At 33.8% G+C, this 19,566-nt stretch carries 19 protein-coding genes; 10 read left to right on the top strand and 9 right to left on the bottom strand.

Annotated features, from left to right (window positions below; translation table 11 throughout):
- Positions 1–126 precede the first annotated feature (126 nt).
- The 3 genes from ABJF52_RS06640 to ABJF52_RS06630 all read right to left on the bottom strand — a co-directional run bounded on the left by ABJF52_RS06640 (position 127) and on the right by ABJF52_RS06630 (position 2,177).
- Positions 127–921: an undecaprenyl-diphosphate phosphatase gene (locus ABJF52_RS06640; protein WP_348148103.1), complete on the bottom strand. Its 795-nt coding sequence runs from the start codon at positions 919–921 to the stop codon at positions 127–129.
- Between the two features lie 2 nt (positions 922–923).
- Positions 924–1,190, bottom strand: coding sequence for a DUF3098 domain-containing protein (locus ABJF52_RS06635; RefSeq protein ID WP_348148100.1), 267 nt, complete (start codon positions 1,188–1,190; stop codon positions 924–926).
- 108 nt (positions 1,191–1,298) lie between these two features.
- Positions 1,299–2,177: a permease-like cell division protein FtsX gene (locus ABJF52_RS06630; RefSeq protein ID WP_348148097.1), complete on the bottom strand. Its 879-nt coding sequence runs from the start codon at positions 2,175–2,177 to the stop codon at positions 1,299–1,301.
- 120 nt (positions 2,178–2,297) lie between these two features.
- On the opposite strand from ABJF52_RS06630, the gene ABJF52_RS06625 reads away from it, so the two are divergent.
- The 4 genes from ABJF52_RS06625 (at position 2,298) to ABJF52_RS06610 (ending at position 7,112) form a co-directional block, all read left to right on the top strand.
- On the top strand, positions 2,298–3,158 hold the full coding sequence (locus ABJF52_RS06625) for a UbiA family prenyltransferase (RefSeq protein WP_348148111.1): 861 nt from the start codon (positions 2,298–2,300) through the stop codon (positions 3,156–3,158).
- A 74-nt stretch (positions 3,159–3,232) separates the two neighbouring features.
- Entirely contained in the window at positions 3,233–6,055 is a 2,823-nt protein-coding gene (leuS, locus tag ABJF52_RS06620) for a leucine--tRNA ligase (RefSeq protein ID WP_348148094.1), read from the top strand.
- 10 nt (positions 6,056–6,065) lie between these two features.
- Complete coding sequence (locus ABJF52_RS06615; RefSeq protein ID WP_348148091.1) at positions 6,066–6,320, top strand: SemiSWEET transporter; 255 nt, start codon at positions 6,066–6,068, stop codon at positions 6,318–6,320.
- 87 nt (positions 6,321–6,407) lie between these two features.
- Positions 6,408–7,112 (top strand): zinc metallopeptidase, encoded by a 705-nt coding sequence (locus ABJF52_RS06610; RefSeq protein ID WP_348148088.1) that lies wholly within the window; start codon positions 6,408–6,410, stop codon positions 7,110–7,112.
- Positions 7,113–7,190: 78 nt separating this feature from the next.
- Here the strand turns inward: ABJF52_RS06610 and ABJF52_RS06605 are convergent, their stop codons facing one another.
- Together ABJF52_RS06605 and ABJF52_RS06600 are read right to left on the bottom strand one after the other, a co-directional pair.
- Positions 7,191–7,661: an Lrp/AsnC ligand binding domain-containing protein gene (locus ABJF52_RS06605; protein ID WP_348148087.1), complete on the bottom strand. Its 471-nt coding sequence runs from the start codon at positions 7,659–7,661 to the stop codon at positions 7,191–7,193.
- Between the two features lie 146 nt (positions 7,662–7,807).
- Positions 7,808–9,181, bottom strand: a complete 1,374-nt coding sequence (locus tag ABJF52_RS06600; protein ID WP_348148109.1) for a saccharopine dehydrogenase family protein — start codon at positions 9,179–9,181, stop codon at positions 7,808–7,810.
- A gap of 78 nt (positions 9,182–9,259) precedes the next feature.
- Between ABJF52_RS06600 and ABJF52_RS06595 the strand changes: the two genes are divergently transcribed.
- A complete protein-coding gene (locus ABJF52_RS06595) occupies positions 9,260–9,646 on the top strand; it encodes a DUF423 domain-containing protein (RefSeq protein ID WP_348148085.1) in 387 nt (128 codons plus the stop codon).
- Positions 9,647–9,731: 85 nt separating this feature from the next.
- The gene (gene pckA, locus ABJF52_RS06590) at positions 9,732–11,336 is read left to right on the top strand and encodes a phosphoenolpyruvate carboxykinase (ATP) (RefSeq protein WP_348148083.1); all 1,605 of its coding nucleotides are present in this window, start codon (positions 9,732–9,734) and stop codon (positions 11,334–11,336) included.
- Between the two features lie 98 nt (positions 11,337–11,434).
- Here pckA and ABJF52_RS06585 read toward each other — a convergent pair whose 3' ends face one another.
- The 3 genes from ABJF52_RS06585 to ABJF52_RS06575 are packed head-to-tail and all read right to left on the bottom strand — an operon-like array spanning position 11,435 to position 14,505.
- Positions 11,435–12,181, bottom strand: a complete 747-nt coding sequence (locus ABJF52_RS06585; protein WP_348148081.1) for a uroporphyrinogen-III synthase — start codon at positions 12,179–12,181, stop codon at positions 11,435–11,437.
- A gap of 3 nt (positions 12,182–12,184) precedes the next feature.
- Positions 12,185–12,841, bottom strand: a complete 657-nt coding sequence (locus ABJF52_RS06580; RefSeq protein WP_348148080.1) for a DUF4271 domain-containing protein — start codon at positions 12,839–12,841, stop codon at positions 12,185–12,187.
- A complete protein-coding gene (locus ABJF52_RS06575; RefSeq protein ID WP_348148078.1) occupies positions 12,841–14,505 on the bottom strand; it encodes a glycosyltransferase family 39 protein in 1,665 nt (554 codons plus the stop codon). The genes ABJF52_RS06580 and ABJF52_RS06575 overlap by 1 nt, the downstream gene beginning before the upstream one ends.
- Positions 14,506–14,645: 140 nt before the next feature.
- On the opposite strand from ABJF52_RS06575, the gene ABJF52_RS06570 reads away from it, so the two are divergent.
- The 3 genes from ABJF52_RS06570 to ABJF52_RS06560 are packed head-to-tail and all read left to right on the top strand — an operon-like array spanning position 14,646 to position 17,124.
- Positions 14,646–15,374 (top strand): polyprenol monophosphomannose synthase, encoded by a 729-nt coding sequence (locus tag ABJF52_RS06570; RefSeq protein ID WP_348148075.1) that lies wholly within the window; start codon positions 14,646–14,648, stop codon positions 15,372–15,374.
- 9 nt (positions 15,375–15,383) lie between these two features.
- On the top strand, positions 15,384–16,718 hold the full coding sequence (locus tag ABJF52_RS06565; protein WP_348148072.1) for a dihydroorotase: 1,335 nt from the start codon (positions 15,384–15,386) through the stop codon (positions 16,716–16,718).
- A gap of 1 nt (position 16,719) precedes the next feature.
- On the top strand, positions 16,720–17,124 hold the full coding sequence (locus tag ABJF52_RS06560; protein WP_348148069.1) for a DUF4296 domain-containing protein: 405 nt from the start codon (positions 16,720–16,722) through the stop codon (positions 17,122–17,124).
- A 2-nt stretch (positions 17,125–17,126) separates the two neighbouring features.
- Here ABJF52_RS06560 and ABJF52_RS06555 read toward each other — a convergent pair whose 3' ends face one another.
- Positions 17,127–18,131 carry an NAD-dependent epimerase/dehydratase family protein gene (locus ABJF52_RS06555; protein ID WP_348148067.1) on the bottom strand — a complete coding sequence of 335 codons (1,005 nt, stop codon included), beginning with the start codon at positions 18,129–18,131 and terminating at the stop codon, positions 17,127–17,129.
- A 98-nt stretch (positions 18,132–18,229) separates the two neighbouring features.
- Here ABJF52_RS06555 and tyrS point away from each other — a divergent pair, with 98 nt between their 5' ends.
- Complete coding sequence (tyrS, locus tag ABJF52_RS06550) at positions 18,230–19,525, top strand: tyrosine--tRNA ligase (RefSeq protein WP_348148064.1); 1,296 nt, start codon at positions 18,230–18,232, stop codon at positions 19,523–19,525.
- Positions 19,526–19,566 lie beyond the last annotated feature (41 nt).

The following is a 19,566-nucleotide window of genomic DNA, read 5'->3' as shown; positions in this document are numbered from 1 at the left end:
CAATTGGCCCGCTAAAAATTCTTCTTTAGTTTTCAAAACTGAATTTTCGATTTATGTATATCAGAAGTACACTTATTTGGTCTTTGTGTAAAAAAGGAAATTACGGACTTTTTAAATGATTTGAAATTATCCCATGAAACTATATACAATTGCGATAGCACCAACAACAAGACAATAGATTGCAAAATAAGAGAGTTTACTCTTTTTTACCAATTGTATCATCCAAGTACAGGCGGCAAGACCAGCAACAAAAGCAGCAATAAAACCAGCACCCATAGCTACATTATTATCACCTTCAAAAGTAAGTTCACCACTCATTAAGTCTTTGGCAATCTTACCGAAAATTAAGGGAACAACCATTAAGAAAGAAAAACGCGCTGCCTTAGTTTTATCTACACCTAGCAATACGGATGTTGAAATGGTAGCACCACTTCGTGAAATACCAGGTAGCATTGCTATTGCTTGTGAAACGCCAACTATAAAAGCGTTTTTATAACTCACTTTTTTATCTGTATCCTTGGCTTTATCAGCGAAGTACAATAAAACTGCAGTAATCAAAAGCATGAATCCTACAAAACGAATATTACCGCCAAAAAAAGCTTCTAATTCTTCTTCAAAAAATAGGCCTACCAGTACAGCAGGTATCATTGAAATTATAATTTTAATAGAGAACTGGGTTTCCTCGTTCCATTTAAAGCTTAAAAGACCTCGAAGAATCTCCCAAACATCTTTTCTGAAAATAACAATGGTACTTAATGCAGTTGCAAAATGAAGTATAACAGTAAATAAAAGGCTTTCTTCCGGTACAGAATTGTCTCCTAAAATGGCTTTTCCTAATTCTAAATGTCCACTGGATGATACGGGTAAAAATTCTGTTAAGCCTTGAATTATGCCTAAAATAATCGCGTCAATTATATCCAAAATTATTTGGTCTTATGTGGATTCAACAATATGGCATAAATTTCAATTCCTAATCCAATTAACACTAAGGTAGGTGCAAGACGTATTCTTCGAAAATTATAAATTTCAGGATTGAAAACATTTGGGTCATCACTGCCCCCGCCACTCATTAATATAAAGCCTAATGTAATGCAAGCTAGGCCTATAAACATAAATAAGTAATTCTTCTTTTGAAAGATGAATTCTTTTTTTACTTGTTGATCTGCGCTGTTATTTTCTTTTTTGCCCATGCTGCAAATTTAGTCTTTTCCTTCAACGGTTAAAAATGATTTTTCTTGTTTGCAAACTCCTTAACACAGTTCGGTTTTGTTCAATAAAGACAAATCCATAAACGAAGATTAATAATACAAATCGTCTGTTCTAAGGTTTAAGAAACGTTGTGCTGCAAAATATGTGCTTAGAAATGCAATTAAAATGCCAAGAGCAAAAACGCCAATAAATAGAATGCCTAACAACGTGTAATCGCCCAAAACAGTTAATTCGGGAAAAGATTTTTCGGCATAAAATAAGGTGCCAATTAATGCAATACTAGCGACTAAAGCGCCAATCATTCCTAATTTTACGTTGGTCCAAATAAATGGCCTGCGAATAAATGTTTTAGTAGCACCAACCATTTGCATGGTTTTTATTATAAATCGTTTCGAGTAGATAGAAAGTCGAATAGAGCTGTTTATTAATAATACAGCTATGAAAGTGAATATTGCACTGGCTACCAATACCCAAATGCTTATTTTTTTAATATTATCGCTTAGTAAGCCTACTAACGGTTTGTCGTAAGTTATACTATCGATATATTTTTTAGCGGATAGTTCTTCTACAATCTCCTCCATTTGTTCAGGAGTTACAAATTCGGATTTTAAAGTTATGTCAATGGAATTTTTAAGCGGATTGTATCCTAAAAACTCTTCAAAATCTTCACCTATTTCTTCTGCATGTTTCTTTGCAGCTTCTTCTTTTGAAACATAAGTGGCTGAATTCGTATAATCTGCAGCAGTTAAACTCTTTTCTAATTGGTTAATTTCTACTTCCTTGGCTGTATCTTTAAAAAAAATAGAAACTGAAATCTGCTCTTTAAAGTGATCGGCCATTTTTTTGGCATTTAACACCATTAACCCCAACACTCCCAATAAGAATAGGACTAAAGCAATGCTTAATACCACTGAAAAATAAGAGGATATTAATTTGCGTTTTTGATAGCTTTCAAAAGATTGTGCCATTTATGAAAATGTTGAAAGAGTAAAGTTAACAAAGTAAATTTGAAATATATTAAAACATCTAACATTACGTTCATTAGATGAAGGAGTGCATAGGTGTTAAATGCTCCAAAACATTAAAAAATAGTTATTCTATTAGATTTAAAAATATCAAGACCTGGACTTTGGTTTCCAACAATTTGGATTTACCTCGTGCCTTTTAGTAATCAAGATGGTTTTTGGAACTCCTGGCTGTTTTGGTTGGGATTTATTTTCGTCACCTTCCCCTTAAATTATTTGGTCTATGGCTTAAATGATTATAATGATGAAAAAGCTGATGCTGTTAATCAAAGAAAAGGTAATTTTTTATTTGGTGCACAGGCGTCAAGAGCCCATTTAGATGGCTTATTGAAGAAAATTACTATTGTAATTTTGCCATTTGTCGCAATTTTCACATACCTATCAGGGTTTAAGATGTTTTTACTTTTGGCGTTTATGGTGATTGTAAATATTGCCTATAATTTTAAGCCATTCCGTATAAAAGAACGCCCGCCATTTGAAATTTTTATTCAAATTGGATATGTTACTACCGCTTTCTTTGCTACAGAACTTAACAACCTAGAAATGTTGCCCTGGCAAACCTTAGTATACCTTTCTCTTTTTGCTTTTCAAGCGCATATTGCAGGAGAGATTATGGATATTGAGCCAGATTTAGTATCTCATAAGCGTACAACAGCCACAGTTTTGGGCCGTAAAATCACTAAGATTTTAATGCTATTTATTTTGGTGCTAGAATCACTTCTAGTCTGGTATTGGTTTAAAGATTTTGTTTTGAGTCTCTTTTTATTAACATTTTCTGTATGGTTAGTTTTAGATGTTTTCTTTTTGTTTAAAGACAGACCATATTCGCTTTCACAAATGAAGTTGTTCGGTTACGCTATTAATATATCAGCAGTACTGTCCATGTTATGGGTACTTTATAGCGGTAAATTATTAGCAGTTTAAAACGGCTATAGTACAGTGCTTTCCTTTCGCCTTTCCCTTATTAAACTTATTTTTGCCGAGGAAGAAAATAGACCATGAATTACGATTTTAATAGTATAGAAAAAAAATGGCAAAAGTTTTGGGCAGACAACGAAACTTTTAAAGCTGAAAATAATGCCGAAAAGCCTAAATTTTATGTCTTAGACATGTTTCCTTATCCTTCGGGTGCAGGTTTGCATGTAGGACACCCTTTGGGTTACATTGCTAGTGATATCTATGCGCGCTATAAAAGGCACAAAGGTTTTAATGTGTTACACCCTCAGGGATACGATTCTTTTGGACTTCCAGCAGAGCAGTATGCAATACAAACAGGACAGCACCCTGCTATTACTACGGAAGCTAATATTAAAACATACAGAAGACAATTAGATCAATTAGGTTTTTCGTTTGATTGGAGTCGCGAGGTGCGTACCTCGGATCCAAAATATTACAAATGGACACAGTGGATTTTTATTCAGCTTTTTAATTCGTGGTATAATATTGATACTGATAAAGCAGAAGATATTGCTACTTTGATATCCACTTTTTCATCGGATGGAAATGAAAATGTAAATGCTGTTTGCGATGAGGATATTATAGAATTTTCCGCAGCTGAATGGAAAGGATTTTCAACTAAAAAACAACAAGAAATACTTTTACAATATCGATTAACTTATTTGGCGGAAACCGAAGTAAATTGGTGTCCAGAATTGGGAACGGTGCTTGCTAATGATGAAATAGTTAACGGTGTTTCTGAGCGTGGTGGTCATCCTGTTATTCGAAAAAAGATGACGCAATGGAGTATGCGAATTAGTGCATATGCACAACGCTTACTCGATGGATTAAATACTATAGATTGGCCTCAACCACTAAAAGATTCACAAACCAATTGGATTGGAAGATCGCAAGGTGCTGCTGTTACATTCTATACCGCTGACGAAAATAAACATGGGATAGAGGTTTTTACAACGCGTCCTGATACTATTTTCGGAGTTTCCTTTATGACTTTGGCACCAGAACACGATTTAGTTTCAAAAATTACAACGGCTGAACAAAAAGAGGCAGTTGATGCTTATATCGAAGCCACAGCGAAACGATCTGAAAGAGATCGTATGGCTGATGTAAAAACAATTTCAGGTGCTTTTACTGGTGGTTATGCGGAACACCCTTTTACCAAAGAACCAATTCCTATTTGGATTGGTGATTATGTTTTAGCTGGCTATGGAACTGGTGCAGTAATGTCAGTGCCATGTGGTGATCAGCGTGATTATGATTTTGCAAAGCATTTTAATATTCCTATTCCTAATATTTTTGAGGGTATTGATATTTCTGAAGAAGCTTTTGCGGATAAAGAGAAAACCATAATCGCCAATTCCGATTTTCTAAATAGACTTCCGTATAAAAAAGCAGTAAAAACTGCTATCTACGAGCTGGAGAAATTAGGACAAGGTAAAGGAAAAATTAATTATCGTTTGCGTGATGCTGTTTTTAGTAGACAGCGGTATTGGGGCGAACCTTTCCCTGTGTATTATGTGGATGGAATGCCACAAATGATTGCTGCTGAAAATTTACCAATTACTTTACCGGAAGTTGAAAAGTATTTGCCGACTGAAACTGGTGAACCGCCATTAGGGAATGCCACAGAATGGGCATGGGATAAAGTTGCGAATAAAGTTGTAGCGAATAGTGAGATAAATAATACTACGGTTTTTCCTTTAGAACTAAACACCATGCCGGGTTGGGCAGGTAGTTCTCAATACTTTAATAGGTATATGGACCCTGAAAATGATAATGCTATTTTCTCGGAAGAAGCTATTAATTATTGGCAAGATGTTGATTTATATATTGGTGGTAGTGAGCATGCTACAGGGCACTTATTGTATAGCCGTTTTTGGCAAAAATTCATGTTCGATAGAGATTTGGTGCCTAAAGATGAGTTTGCAAAAAAGTTGATCAACCAAGGAATGATTACGGGGACGAGTGCTTTTGTTTATAGAGAGGAAGGTACAGGTAATGTTATCTCTAAAAATTTAATTGGAGGAAAATCTGTAGTTCCTATTCATGCAGATGTTTCTTTAGTAAATGCTTCCGATGAATTAGATATTGAAGGATTTAAAAATTGGCAAAAAGATTATAAGAATGCTGAATTTATCCTTGAAGATGGTAAATACATTGTGGGTCGCGAAGTTGAAAAAATGTCGAAGTCCAAATACAATGTGGTAAACCCAGATGCTATTTGTGAAGAATATGGTGCTGATAGTTTACGCTTGTATGAAATGTTTTTAGGCCCATTAGAGCAATCGAAACCGTGGAATACTGCTGGTATTACCGGTGTACATTCCTTTTTAAAGAAACTTTGGAAATTATATTCGCCAGTGTTAGAAGGGTTGAAGGATGCTGTTGATGCAAAACCAACACCTGAAAACTTAAAGACATTGCATAAAACGATTAAAAAAGTAGAAGAAGATATTGAGAACTTTTCGTTCAACACTTCAGTATCTACTTTTATGATTTGTGTAAATGAGTTAACTGCTCAGAAATGTACGAGTCGCGAAATATTAGAACCTTTAGTTATTTTGGTTTCGCCATATGCTCCGCATATTGCTGAAGAACTATGGTCAAAATTAGGACATAACGAGTCTATTTCAACTGCAGTATTTCCAAAATTTGAACCGTCTTATTTAGTGGAAAGCAGTAAGAAATATCCAATTTCATTTAATGGAAAAATGAAATTTACCATGGAACTTTCATTAGATTTATCCAAAGACGAAATTGAAGCAGCGGTAATGGCGCATGAAAAAACAAAACAACAATTACAGGGTCGTGAGCCTAAAAAAGTAATTGTAGTTCCAGGTAAAATTGTAAATATTGTTGGTTAATTAAAGTGCAATGAATGCTATTGAAATCTTAGGACTTGTTGCGGCGGTGGTCACTACATCCTGTTTTATTCCTCAAGTATTTAAGATTTCTAAAGAAAAATCTACCAAAGATATTTCATTGGTAATGTATTTAATTATGGCTTTAGGGTTAACACTTTGGTTAATTTATGGTATTGCAATTGAAAGTTTACCAGTTACGCTAGCTAATGGAGTAACACTACTGCTGGTTTCATGGATATTAATACTCAAATTAAAATATAAGTAAAACGACATTTTGGCGTCTTTTAATTTTGGCTAGATATTTGCTCTTTATATTGTAATTTTAAAGTTCACTAACTAAAAAAATAAATATATGTTTGGATTTGATATGGGCTACATGATTATAGCTGGAGTGTTTTCACTCATAAGCATGTGGGTAGGTAGCAAACTAAAAAGCAAATTTGCAAAGTATTCTAAGGTTCAATTACGTAATGGAATGAGTGGTGCAGAGATTGCTGAAAAAATGTTAGCTGATAACGGAATTAGAGATGTAAAAGTTATTTCTACTCCTGGTATGTTAACAGATCATTACAACCCAGCTAACAAAACAGTAAATTTAAGTGAAGGTGTTTATAACCAGCGAAATGCTGCAGCAGCTGCAGTAGCTGCTCATGAATGTGGGCATGCAGTACAGCATGCAACTGCTTATAGTTGGTTGCAGATGCGATCTAAGATGGTTCCTATTTTAAATGTAACTAACAAGTTTTCTATGTGGGTTATTTTTGGAGGATTAATGTTGATGGGAACTACTGCTATTGGCGGAACTATTGCTTGGGTTGGTATTGCATTATATGGCATTGGTACATTATTTAGTGTGGTTACTTTGCCTGTTGAATATGATGCGAGTAATAGAGCTTTAGCTTGGTTAAAGAATAAGAATATGCTTGCAACTGATGAGTATGCAGGCGCAGAGGATGCATTAAAATGGGCAGCCCGTACATATTTGGCAGCAGCAATAGGTGCTATTGCAACACTGTTATATTTTGCCTTAAAAGTTGCTGGTAATAGTAGAGATTAAAAACTATTGAACACTATAAAAACCTGCTTGGATTACTTTCTAAGCAGGCTTTTTTTATTTTTAAAAGTATCGTAGTCACTAAATTGAAATCTGGCGGTCTATTTGCTGATTCAATGAAATAAAAGTTTCAGTTCTTGACACTCCTTCTATTTGTTGAATTTTCTTGTTTAGTACTTGCATTAAATGCTCATTGTCTTTGCAAAGTACTTTTATTAAAATTGACCAGTTACCTGTGGTGTAGTGACATTCCAAAACTTCTGGAATTTTCTCAAGTTCTTTTACAGTACTTGGATTACTCATAGCTTTATCTAAAAATATTCCAATATAAGCCATAGTCGTATAACCCAATATTTTCGGATTGACTATAAATTTAGAACCTGTCATTAAACCTGAACTCTCTAGTTTTCTTAGTCGTTGGTGAATTGCTGCACCCGAAATTCCAATATTTCTTGCTATTTCTAAAATTGGGGTACGAGCATCGTTCATCAAAAATTTTAGTATTTTTTTATCAATACCATCAATTTTGATGTTTTTGTTATTTGATTTCATGGTTTGGGTTTCAAATTGATGGTAAAATTAACAATTTGATTATAAATAAGAACAGAAATTTATCAACTTTCTAAACGAACTAAATAAAAGCTTGTATTTAGTAATTTTTCTAACGAAAGTGAATCCTGATTTTTAAAGAATTGAATTTAGCTCGCTACTGAATCTGGATTATATCCCAAATAAGGAACTTGGTATTCATTAAATGATATCCCATATTTTTCGAGCTCTTTTAAAATGGGTTCATAAACTTCTTTAGCCAAAGGAATTTGTACGCCAGGTGTGGTAATTTTTTTGTTTAGAATAAGCAAAGTGGCTATTGCAACGGGGAGACCAACAGTTTTTGCCATAGCAGTGTAATTCTGATTTTCGCCAAGAACCACCATATTAGAGTCTATTTGATGTTTCTTTCCGTTTAACTCAAATCCAAATTTGTGATACATCACAATCATGTCTTTGTCATCTTGATTCAGTGTCCAGTGTTGCTCTAATATCTCTTGAAGTACTTGTGCGGGCGTAGCATTCGCTGTGGTTACTTTTTTGCTGGAATCAAATAAATTTAACTCAAGCAATTTTTCCCACATAATATCATCTTGATCAATTTTCAAGTAAAGACGAAGTTTTAATTCAACTGTATCCGTTGGAGAATAGGGTAAAAAAAGATTTACAAATTCTCGATACGACATACCTTTTGAATGCTCAATGGTAAAGCTATCGTCAGTCATACCTAATTGTACAAACATATTCCATGCGCGTGAAAAACCAACTCTGCGCATAGTGCCCCTATATAGTGTAAGTACGTCTTTTAAACCATAGGCCTCTCTATATTTTAATGAATCTCGATTTGCGTATCCTTCGAATTTACCATACCCTTCAATTGTTAAGAATTCAGTTCTTCTAAATAGTTTATGATACGGAATGTATTTATCTGTACCTTCTTGAATAAATTTTGCGGTTCCACCTTGACCTGCAGTTACGACGTTTCTAGGATTCCACGTAAATTTGTAGTTCCATAAGTTGTTGTCGCTTTCTGGGGCAACCAATCCCCCAGTAAAAGATTCAAATAATATTACTTTTCCACCTTTTTCTCGAATACCATCTAAAACTTTCATAGCACTCATGTGATCAATACCAGGGTCTAGTCCAATTTCATTCATAAAAACGAGCCCTTTTTCTTTTGCTTTGGAATCTAGATTCTTTATTTCATCACTTATATAGCTTGCTGTAACTAAATGTTTCTCTAGACTTAAACAATCTTCAGCAACTTTTATATGAAACCGTGCAGGAAGCATCGATATAACAATATCAGAATTGGCAATTGCTTTTCTTCGGGCATTATTATCAAAAACATCTAAAGAAATTACCGTGCACGCTTTATGGTTTGAAACAGCTTTTGAAATATGCTCAGGATGCAAATCTCCAATAGTTAAATGCAAATTTTCTGAAACTGATTGCTCTAGCAAATAATCTAATAAATAGGAAGTTGATTTCCCTGCACCAACAACAAGTATATTACGCATAATTCGAATTGTTTACCTTTGTTTAACAAAGCTCTAAGGTATCAAATTGTTATATTTATTCACTATTTCTTGATTTAGGTTATGAACAAAACAATATTTTTAACTGGAATTCTATTCGGTGTATTAGCAATTATCTTTGGGGCTTTCGGGGCTCATGGATTAGAAAATAAAATAACTCCAGATGCTATTCAAACCTTTGAAACTGGAGTAAAGTACCAAATGTATCATGCTTTGTTCTTACTTATTTTAGGAAGTATTAAACAACTACCTGAAAAGAATAAAAAATGGATATTCTATCTCGTTGTTTTTGGGATTTTACTATTCTCTTTTTCTATTTATTTCTTAGCTACGAATGTTTTAACATCCTTTGATTTTAAAACAATAGGTTTTGTTACACCTATTGGAGGTTTGCTTTTAATTATCGCTTGGTGTTTGCTTGGCTTCGAATCTATTAAGCATTTCAACTAAAATATTCTCAATTTTGATGGTGTAAAATTATATTTATGATAATTTTACATCAAAATTCAATACCATTATTGAAAATATAATAAAAATGAAAAAATCAATTTCACTTTCGGAGTACGGAATTAATTCCGAAACTATTCATTATCAATTAAGCCCTACGGAACTTCATGGCATCACTTTAGAGAATGGAATGGGTGAAGAAGCTTCTTCAGGTGCCTTGGCGGTAAATACAGGTGAATTTACTGGACGGTCACCTAAAGATCGCTTTATTGTAAAAGATGCGATTACCGAGGAAAAAATATGGTGGGGTGATATAAATATTCCTTTTGACCCCGCTAAATTTGATGCACTTTACGATAAAGTAATTTCCTATTTGAATGATAATGATAAAGAATTGTTCGTTCGGGATTGTTATGCTTGCGCAGATCATAATTACCGAATGGATATTCGTGTAATAAATGAATATCCATGGTCTAATCAGTTTGCATACAATATGTTTATTAGACCTACAGAAGAGGAATTGAAACATTTTGAACCTGAATGGACGGTAATTAATGCACCTGGTTTTATGGCTGATGCCTCTGTTGATGGAACAAGACAGCATAATTTTGCTATTTTGAACTTTACTAAAAAAATAGCCCTTATTGGTGGTACTGGTTATACAGGTGAGATTAAGAAGGGCATATTTTCAGCATTGAATTTTATATTGCCTGTTCAAAAAAATACCTTGCCAATGCATTGTTCTGCCAATGTTGGTAAAAATGGAGATACTGCAGTATTTTTTGGATTGTCTGGTACCGGTAAAACTACTTTGTCAACAGATGCGAACAGAAAGTTGATAGGTGATGATGAGCATGGTTGGAATAATGAGAATGCGATATTTAACTTTGAGGGGGGGTGTTATGCTAAGGTAATAAACCTTTCCAGTGAAAATGAGCCAGAAATATTTGGTGCTATTAAAAAAGGAGCTATTCTTGAAAATGTAATTTTAGATAATGATGGAAATGTTGATTTCACAGATACTTCTATAACCCAAAATACGAGAGTTAGTTATCCAATCTATCATATACCCAATGTACAAAGACCTTCTATTGGTAAAAATCCTAAAAATATTTTCTTTCTTACAGCAGATGCATTCGGTGTTTTACCTCCAATTTCAAAATTAACTCCTAGTCAAGCAGCCTATCATTTTATTTCGGGTTATACAGCTAAAGTTGCAGGGACCGAAGCAGGTGTTGTTGAACCAATTCCATCTTTTTCTGCTTGTTTTGGTGCTCCTTTTATGCCATTACACCCTGCGGAATATGCAGAAATGTTAAGTAAAAAAATGAAAGAAGCTGGTGTAAATGTATGGTTAGTTAATACGGGCTGGACTGGCGGACCTTATGGCGTAGGTACTCGAATGAAATTAAAATACACTAGAGCTATGATTAATGCTGTGCTTAATGGTGATTTAGGACTTTATAACTATGATGACTATCATATACATTCGGTATTTGGAGTTGCGCAACCTAGATCGTGCCCTGGCGTGCCTACATCGGTATTAAGTCCTCGTGCTACATGGAATGACGATGAGGCCTATTATACTACAGCATTTAAGCTTACAAATGCATTTCGAGAAAACTTTAAACAGTTCGAGGCTTATGCTAGTGAAGAGATACGTAGGGGCGGACCACAACGCTATGCTTTTTAAGTAGTAGTCACATAAAGCCAAACAAAAATCCCTGAAATGTTAGTTTCAGGGATTTTTTTATTTGTGAATAATCGAGCATTAAATTGCTGGATAAGCTCTTATTTTTTATTAGCAGCATTGATGTACTTCTGTAACGCCATCGTCATAGAAGGTGTTTCAGGAGTTGGTGCTTGAATATCTATTCTAAGACCTGCACTGGTAGCAGCTTTTACTGTTGAATTTCCAAAAACAGCAATTCGCGTATCTTTTTGGTCAAAATCAGGGAAATTTTTCAATAAAGATTCTATTCCTGATGGACTAAAGAAAACAAGAACATCGTAATATACATTTCTTAAATCAGATAAATCACTTATAACTGTTCTGTAGAAAATACCACGTGTCCAGTCAATGCCAATCTTATTTAAAGTTTCAGGAACGATAGACTTCAAAACATCAGATGAAGGAAGTAAAAACTTTTCATCTTTATATTTTTTGAAAAGTGCAGCCAAATCTGCAAAATTCATTTTACCAACGTAAATCTTACGCTTGCGATAAACTACATATTTCTGAAGATAATACGCTACTGCTTCAGATTGACAGAAATACTTCATAGTATCTGGTACTTTGAAGCGCATCTCTTCGGCAATTCTGAAATAATGGTCTACTGCATTTCTCGATGTTAAGATAATGGCTGTGTAGTTTTTTAAATCGATTTTCTGCAAACGTACTTCTTTCGCATCAACACCCTCAACATGAATAAAAGGTCTAAAGTCTACTTTAACCCTTTCTTTGTCGATAAGTCGCGAATATGGAGAGTTTTCCATCTTCGGTTCTGGTTGCGATACCAAAATCGTTTTTACTTTCATGTATCAGTATTTAAGATAACTTCCAATAATTATCAGGGGCGCAATTTCAAGAGCGCAAAGGTACAAAATAAAATAGAAAAAATTATTAGCTAAGAATTTTTGATGATTTTGCAAGGCTGTTGCCCATCCTATCGCGTTTATTAAGAAAACTAAAGCTATCGTTATATATACAACTATTTCAGAATTTTTAAATATATAGGCCAGAATTACATTGGCAACAAGCATAATTAATCCACTATAGTTTAAGTAGGATAATTTTTTAAAAATAAGTTCACTAATTGTTTTTGCTGATCCAAAAATAAACCCACTACTCATTTGAATAAATACCTTTATTATTAAAAATAAGAAAACAGCAGCAAGGATTATTGGGTAAAAGAAAGGGGAGGTAGATACTTGTTGATTACCTAATATAGACCAAGTAAAGTAGGCGAATATAGAAAAGTTAACTACTTGAAAAACAGAAAAGAATACATGAAACCAATTCAGTAATTTGTCTTTCTTATTGTACATGAAAATGTACTTGTTATTAAATGGTAAAATGATAAAATTCAAAAATCGACTGTAAAAAAGCGATTTAGCAATAACAAGAAATACGATACTAGAAAAGATTAGTATCGTTATCCAATCAAGGTTGTATGTAGCTCTTGTTATTGGCTCCATTAATCGAGTTTTTGTGTTTCTCCATTTAGTCCATAAGGTAGTCCGTGTTCCGAAATCCCTAATCTTAAATAAGTAGGATTAAAAACCTTTTTGGGTAATTTAAACGTGAATTCTGTGTTTTCATTTGATTTTAGCACAGATATTTCTTTATCCGAACGCACATCTTTTAGGTCGTAAATCTCAATAATCTTCTTGTATTTATCTAGATACACTATTCCAAATCTGATTTTTTTTAGATCTACATCAAAGCCATATGGATTGAAAACTTCAAATTTAATCTCTTTATCAGACCCCGGAATAAGGGCTGTATCCTCAATTTTACACTTTAATTTTCTAAAAGTTTCAAAATCTTCGTAATAATTGCCCTGTAGTACCTTGCCATCACTTTGAGTATATTCTATATCACCTTTTTCTATATATTCTGATACATAAAGAACATGTTCGTGACGTACCATGGCCTCAGACTGATCCAAACTATATTGATTTTTTCTATAAAATAGATTGTTTAAGGAATAAGTTTCAACACCAGTATAGAAAGAATACATAGGTGCTCTTCTATAAGAATTTTCAAAAACAACTCGTGTATCACCTATTTGTTCGTGCAATTCGCTAGTCCATTTTTTATTGCCATGACTTTCATAATGAATCGGAAAGAGAGGTTCAAAAACCAAACCTAGTCGTAGAAATAATAAAATTACAATATTTAAAAGGCCCAATTTAAAAATCCAGTTTCGCTCTTTTTCGTTTTCTAACATAAAGTTGAAAACTAAGATTACTAATGGTATGGAAATTACTACGAGCCATTGGGTCTGTACCAAACGTGTAAAACTTGAAACGAAAAAGAAAAGTATAACCCCGTATGATAAATAGACTAAAGCTTTTGTGAATAGGTCTTTTATTTTAGTTTTATACAAAGCGTAATAAATAAAAGGAAAAGTGAACCCAAATAAAGCAAGTAGGTTTAAGAGAAAAGCTAGTGTATTATCATTAAAATCATAGGCATAGCTGGGTCGTTCAAATAGGTGATATTTTACCCCAACGAAATCGCTCTCGAACAGCCAGAAAAAATGAGGAATATAAAAAAATAGAGCACATGCTACTGCTGCCCAAGCGTATTTGTTGATTAATAATTTTGGATTAGAAGCAAGAATCGCAAAAATGACAAGTACCGCATGATATTTACTGTACATTAAGCATGCCATTAAAATACCTAGCACAAGAGCTCTTGCTAAAGAGTTTTTTTCTAAAAATTTTTTATAAACCCATAGAAAAAGGGTAGTAAAAAAAATTAATGGTGTGTCGGGTAAGGTTAAAAAACCATAGGCATTCATTAAGGTCATGGAGAAAACTAAAACAAAAAAATGAAGTGCATATTCATTTTTTCTAGGGTGATTTATCATCATCCATAGTAATAACATGGTACCAACTGAAAGTAAAGTGCTCACAAATCGCACACCCAATTCACCGTCAAAAAATAGGCTACTTATAGCCGCAATCCAAGCGACCATTGGAGGGTGGTCAAAATAACCCCAGGCTATTTCTTTAGCAAACTGCCAATAATAGGCTTCATCGTAAATAAGTTCTGTAAAGCTTGCTTGAATCAAGTTTAGCAGCAATAAGCCACCAAGTAGATAAAGCAATAGTTTAGGAAATCTAGGGTTCATTTACCAAAGTTAATGATGCAAAATTACGAAGAATGACCCTTTGACTAACTGTAAGAGTATCTTAAAAAGATGATAAAAAAATATTTCATCATCTTTAAGGTTCTGTAAAACACTATTTTTGTTCAATTCAAACTAAACCAATGTCAGATAGCCTGGTTATTATACCAACCTACAATGAAATTGAGAACATTGAGGCTATAATCGATGCAGTTCAGCTGTTAAAGAAAAATTTCCATGTTCTTATAGTGGATGATAATTCTCCCGACGGTACGGCCCAAAAGGTCAGCGAAAAAATGGGCGATACTCCCGATACTTTATTTTTGGAAGTACGTAAGGAAAAAGCTGGATTAGGTACGGCCTATATTCATGGTTTTAAGTGGGCTATAGCAAGAAAGTATGAATATATTTTCGAAATGGATGCCGACTTTTCGCATGATCCAAGGGATCTTCCCAGATTATATAGAGCCTGTTTGAATGGTGCTGACGTTTCAGTTGGATCACGTTATAAGAAGGGGGTAAATGTGGTTGATTGGCCGCTATATCGTGTGCTTCTATCTTATGGAGCTTCATTTTATGTAAAAATGATTACTGGTATGCGTGTTCATGATCCAACAGCTGGATTTGTATGTTATAAAAGAGAAGTGTTAGAGAATATAGATTTAAATTCGATTCGTTTTATAGGATATGCCTTTCAAATTGAAATGAAATTTAGAGCCTACCTAAAAAATTACAAAATAGAAGAAGTTTCTATTATTTTTAGAGATCGAGTAAAAGGAAAATCGAAAATGAGCTCATCAATTATAAGCGAAGCCATTTGGGGTGTGTTTATGATGAAGATGCGAAGTATGTTTCAAAAAAGTAGATTTTAAATCAGTTTTATGAGTAAAATTCTAATTAAAAACGGCAAACTTGTTAATGAAGGAAAAATATTTGAAAGCGATATCCTTCTTGAAGACCAAATAATAAAAAGAATAGCTAGAGATATTTCTGAACCGAATGCCACAATAATTGATGTTGCTGGTAAATATATAGTTCCTGGAATAATTGATGATCAAGTACATTTTAGAGAACCCGGACTTACCCATAAAGGAAATATAGCAACAGAAAGTAGAGCGGCAGTAGCAGGTGGTATAACTACTTTTATGGAGCAACCCAATACTAATCCGCAGACTACAACTATAGAAAAATTAGAAGAGAAATTTGTAATGGCAGCTACTAGTGCCTTCGCTAATTATTCATTTTTATTTGGTGGTACTAACGATAACCTTGAGGAAATAAAGAAGTTAGATCGAAATGCTTGTTCCGGTGTAAAACTTTTCTTAGGGTCATCTACAGGCAATATGTTGGTAGATAATGAAGAGGTTATTGAAAAGATTTTTAGTAATACCGAGATGGTTATTTCGGCACATTGTGAAGATGAAGGGACTATTCGTAGGAATTTAGAAAAGTATAAGAATAAGTATGGAGATGATATACCAGTTGAAATGCACCCTGAAATTAGAAATGTGGAAGCCTGTTATCTATCATCCTCAAAGGCTATTGAATTAGCAAAAAAAACAGGTGCCCGTTTACATGTTTTTCATTTGTCTTCTGGTAAAGAAACTAACCTTTTTAGAAATGATATTCCCCTAAAGGATAAAAAGATAACTGCCGAAGTTTGTATTCATCATCTATGGTTTTGTGATGAAGATTATAAAACTAAAGGCACTTTAATTAAATGGAACCCTGCAGTAAAATCTGCTGAAGATCGAGACCAATTATGGAAAGCCTTGTTGGATGATCGATTGGATGTTATTGCCACGGATCATGCACCACATTTGTTAGCAGAAAAAGATAATGTATATACTAAAGCTCCTTCTGGTGGACCTTTGGTACAGCATGCTTTAATTGCGATGTTGGAAAAATATCATCAGGGGGTAATTTCATTAGAAAGAATTATTGAAAAAATGTGTCACAACCCAGCTATATTATTTGACATAAAAAAAAGAGGGTATATAAAAGAAGGATATTTTGCAGATTTGGCTATTGTAGATTTGGATAACTCTCAGGTAATTTCAAAAGATACTATTGCTTATAAATGTGGGTGGTCTCCTTTTGAGGGTACTACTTTTAAATCGCGGGTAACTCATACTTTTGTAAATGGTCATTTAGCTTATGAAAATGGAAATTTTTCTAACGAGCGACATGCCATGCGTTTGACTTTTAATCGATAATATGAAACGATTATTTTTTTTATTGGTTTTTGTTCTATTGACTTCATGTTCCGAAAAGTTAATTGAGCCTCCTGAAAATTTGCTGTCTACTAATCAAATGGTTGAAGTGTTGAATGACCTTGCTATTTTAAACGCAGCAAAAACTTCCAATTCAAGTATTCTGGAATCAAATGGCGTACAAGCAATGAAATTTGTATTTGAAAAACATGGAATTGATAGTACTCAATTTGTGTTGAGTGATCGCTATTATGCTTCAAGACCGGTAGAATATGAATCTATTTATTCAAAAGTAGCGTTAATGCTTGAATCGGAGGAGAAAAGAATTAAAGAGCTAAAAAAAGTGACAGACAGTCTAAAGAAAATAGAAAAAGATTCCATTAAAAACCTAAACAAATTAAAGAAGTAAAATTAATGTTCACTTAAAAAACATTCGGCTGTAAAATCGATTGTTTTAGTGAGGTCTTCAAATTCAAATTTTAAATCTTTTTGCACTTTTCCAGCATCAAAGTGCTGTCTATTTTTAAACGATTGTATAGAATTTTTAGTTATTTTTCGTTGTTTTCCCGTTATTTTACTTCGACAAAAATCTGCGAAACGCAACACCTTTAATTGCCAAAGCTTTAGTTCCTTCTTGGGTGACTTTTTAGCTAAAGCTGAAGTGACTTTATTTAAAATTTCTTGATAACTTAAATTTTTGGCTACAACAATAAAACGCTCATTTTTTATGGAATTGTTCATTAGTTGAAACATGATATTTACAACATCATTTACGGTTACAAATCCAGTTCCACCCGGAGGATAAAAATTAAGTTCTTTGTAGGCTGTAGAAAATAAAGATCCAGAACCTTGATTCCATTTTGTCGGCCCTATAATTACACCAGGGTTAACTATTACTACATGTAAGCCTTCTTGTGAGCCACGCCAGACTTCCATTTCTGCTTTCTGTTTCATAAGGGCGTATACATTGGCATCAGACTCTGACCAATCTGTAGCTTCTGTATTCATTTTACCATTTAAACTTTTGCCAATGGTACCAATAGTACTAACATAGCATAGTTTTTTTATATTGTTTGCTAAACATAAGTTCACAATGTTTGCGGTGCCGTATACATTACTTTTTTTTAATTTATGGTAGTCTTTTGGGTCAAAAGAAATTAATGCAGCACAATGATAAACATGTGTTATTTCTTTAAAGGCATTCTCTAAAGCAGGTATGTTATTGATATCGGCTTCTTGCCAATCAATTTTTTGATATAGCTCTTTGGCGTTATCTACATATTTTGAAAATATCTTAAGAACGTGGTTAAGGTCGCTATGCTTACGATGTATAGCTCGTACAGATTTACCATTAGTAACTAATTTTAATAATAAATGTGAACCAACTAAACCTGTACCGCCTGTAACCAATATCATGTTGCTAAAATAGCTATTTGATCTGGATTAATTTCAGAATACTAATTCAGTAACATTTGATTTAAATTATATTTGCACTCTAATTAAATAGGATATCTATGACTAAGAATTTTGTGGAAGAGCTAAAATGGAGAGGTATGTTGCATGATGAAATGCCAGGTACTGCAGAGCATTTATCTACTGATATGAAAGTCGCTTATGTTGGTATTGATCCAACGGCAGATTCTTTGCATATCGGACATTTGGTGGGTGTTATGATGTTGCGTCATTTACAATTATCAGGTCATAAGCCAATAGCGTTGATAGGTGGTGCAACAGGTATGATTGGTGATCCTTCTGGGAAATCTGCAGAACGTAATTTGCTAGATGAACCTACTCTACGTCATAATCAAGAAGCTTTAAAAGGTCAATTGGCACGTTTTTTAGATTTTGAATCGGATGCTGAAAATGCAGCTGAGTTAGTTAATAACTACGATTGGATGCAAAACTTCTCATTTCTAGAATTTATCAGAGATGTTGGTAAGCACATCACTGTTAACTATATGATGTCTAAAGATTCAGTTAAAAAAAGATTGAGTACAGAATCTAAAGAAGGTATGTCGTTTACTGAATTCACCTATCAAATGGTGCAAGGGTATGATTTTCTACATCTTTATCAAAACTATAATTGCACCCTGCAAATGGGGGGTAGTGATCAATGGGGAAATATTGTAACAGGAACTGAGCTAATCCGAAGAATAGGAGGAGGTAAAGGGTATGCCTTAACTTGTCCATTAATCACTAAAGCTGATGGAACAAAGTTTGGTAAAACCGAATCGGGTAATATTTGGTTAGATGCGGAAAGAACTTCACCATATAAATTCTTCCAATACTGGTTAAATACTTCCGATGAAGATGCTGAAAGATTTATTAAGATATTTACATTTCTTACCGAGGATGATATTAAAAATTTAATTTCGGAGCATCAAGAAGCACCACATCTTAGAATTTTGCAAAAACGTCTCGCACAAGAAATTACGGTTATGGTGCATTCGCAAGAAGATTTGGATAATGCTGTGCAAGCCAGTTCAATTCTTTTTGGAAAATCTACTTCAGAAGATTTAAAAAAATTGAATGAGAAAACGTTTTTAGACGTTTTTGATGGTGTCCCACAAGCGGAAATCGCAAGAGCTGATTTAAATGCTGGTTTAGATATGATAGGTGCACTTGCTGCTAAAACAGGATTTTTAGGATCGAATGGCGAGGCTAGAAGGGAGCTGAAACAAAATTCTATTGCTGTAAATAAGGAGAAAGTTAAAGAGGATTATATAATTACTGCCGCTGACCTGATTAATGATAAATTTGTTTTACTGCAGCGGGGGAAGAAAAATTATTTTGTATTAGTAATTAGCTAATTAGATCAGCTTCAAGGTGTAATTTGCTTTACCTTAATTAG

The sequence above is a fragment of the Aurantibacter sp. genome, assembly GCF_039941195.1.
Classification (GTDB): domain Bacteria; phylum Bacteroidota; class Bacteroidia; order Flavobacteriales; family Flavobacteriaceae; genus Aurantibacter_A.
This window is presented reverse-complemented; position numbering and strand designations above follow the sequence as displayed.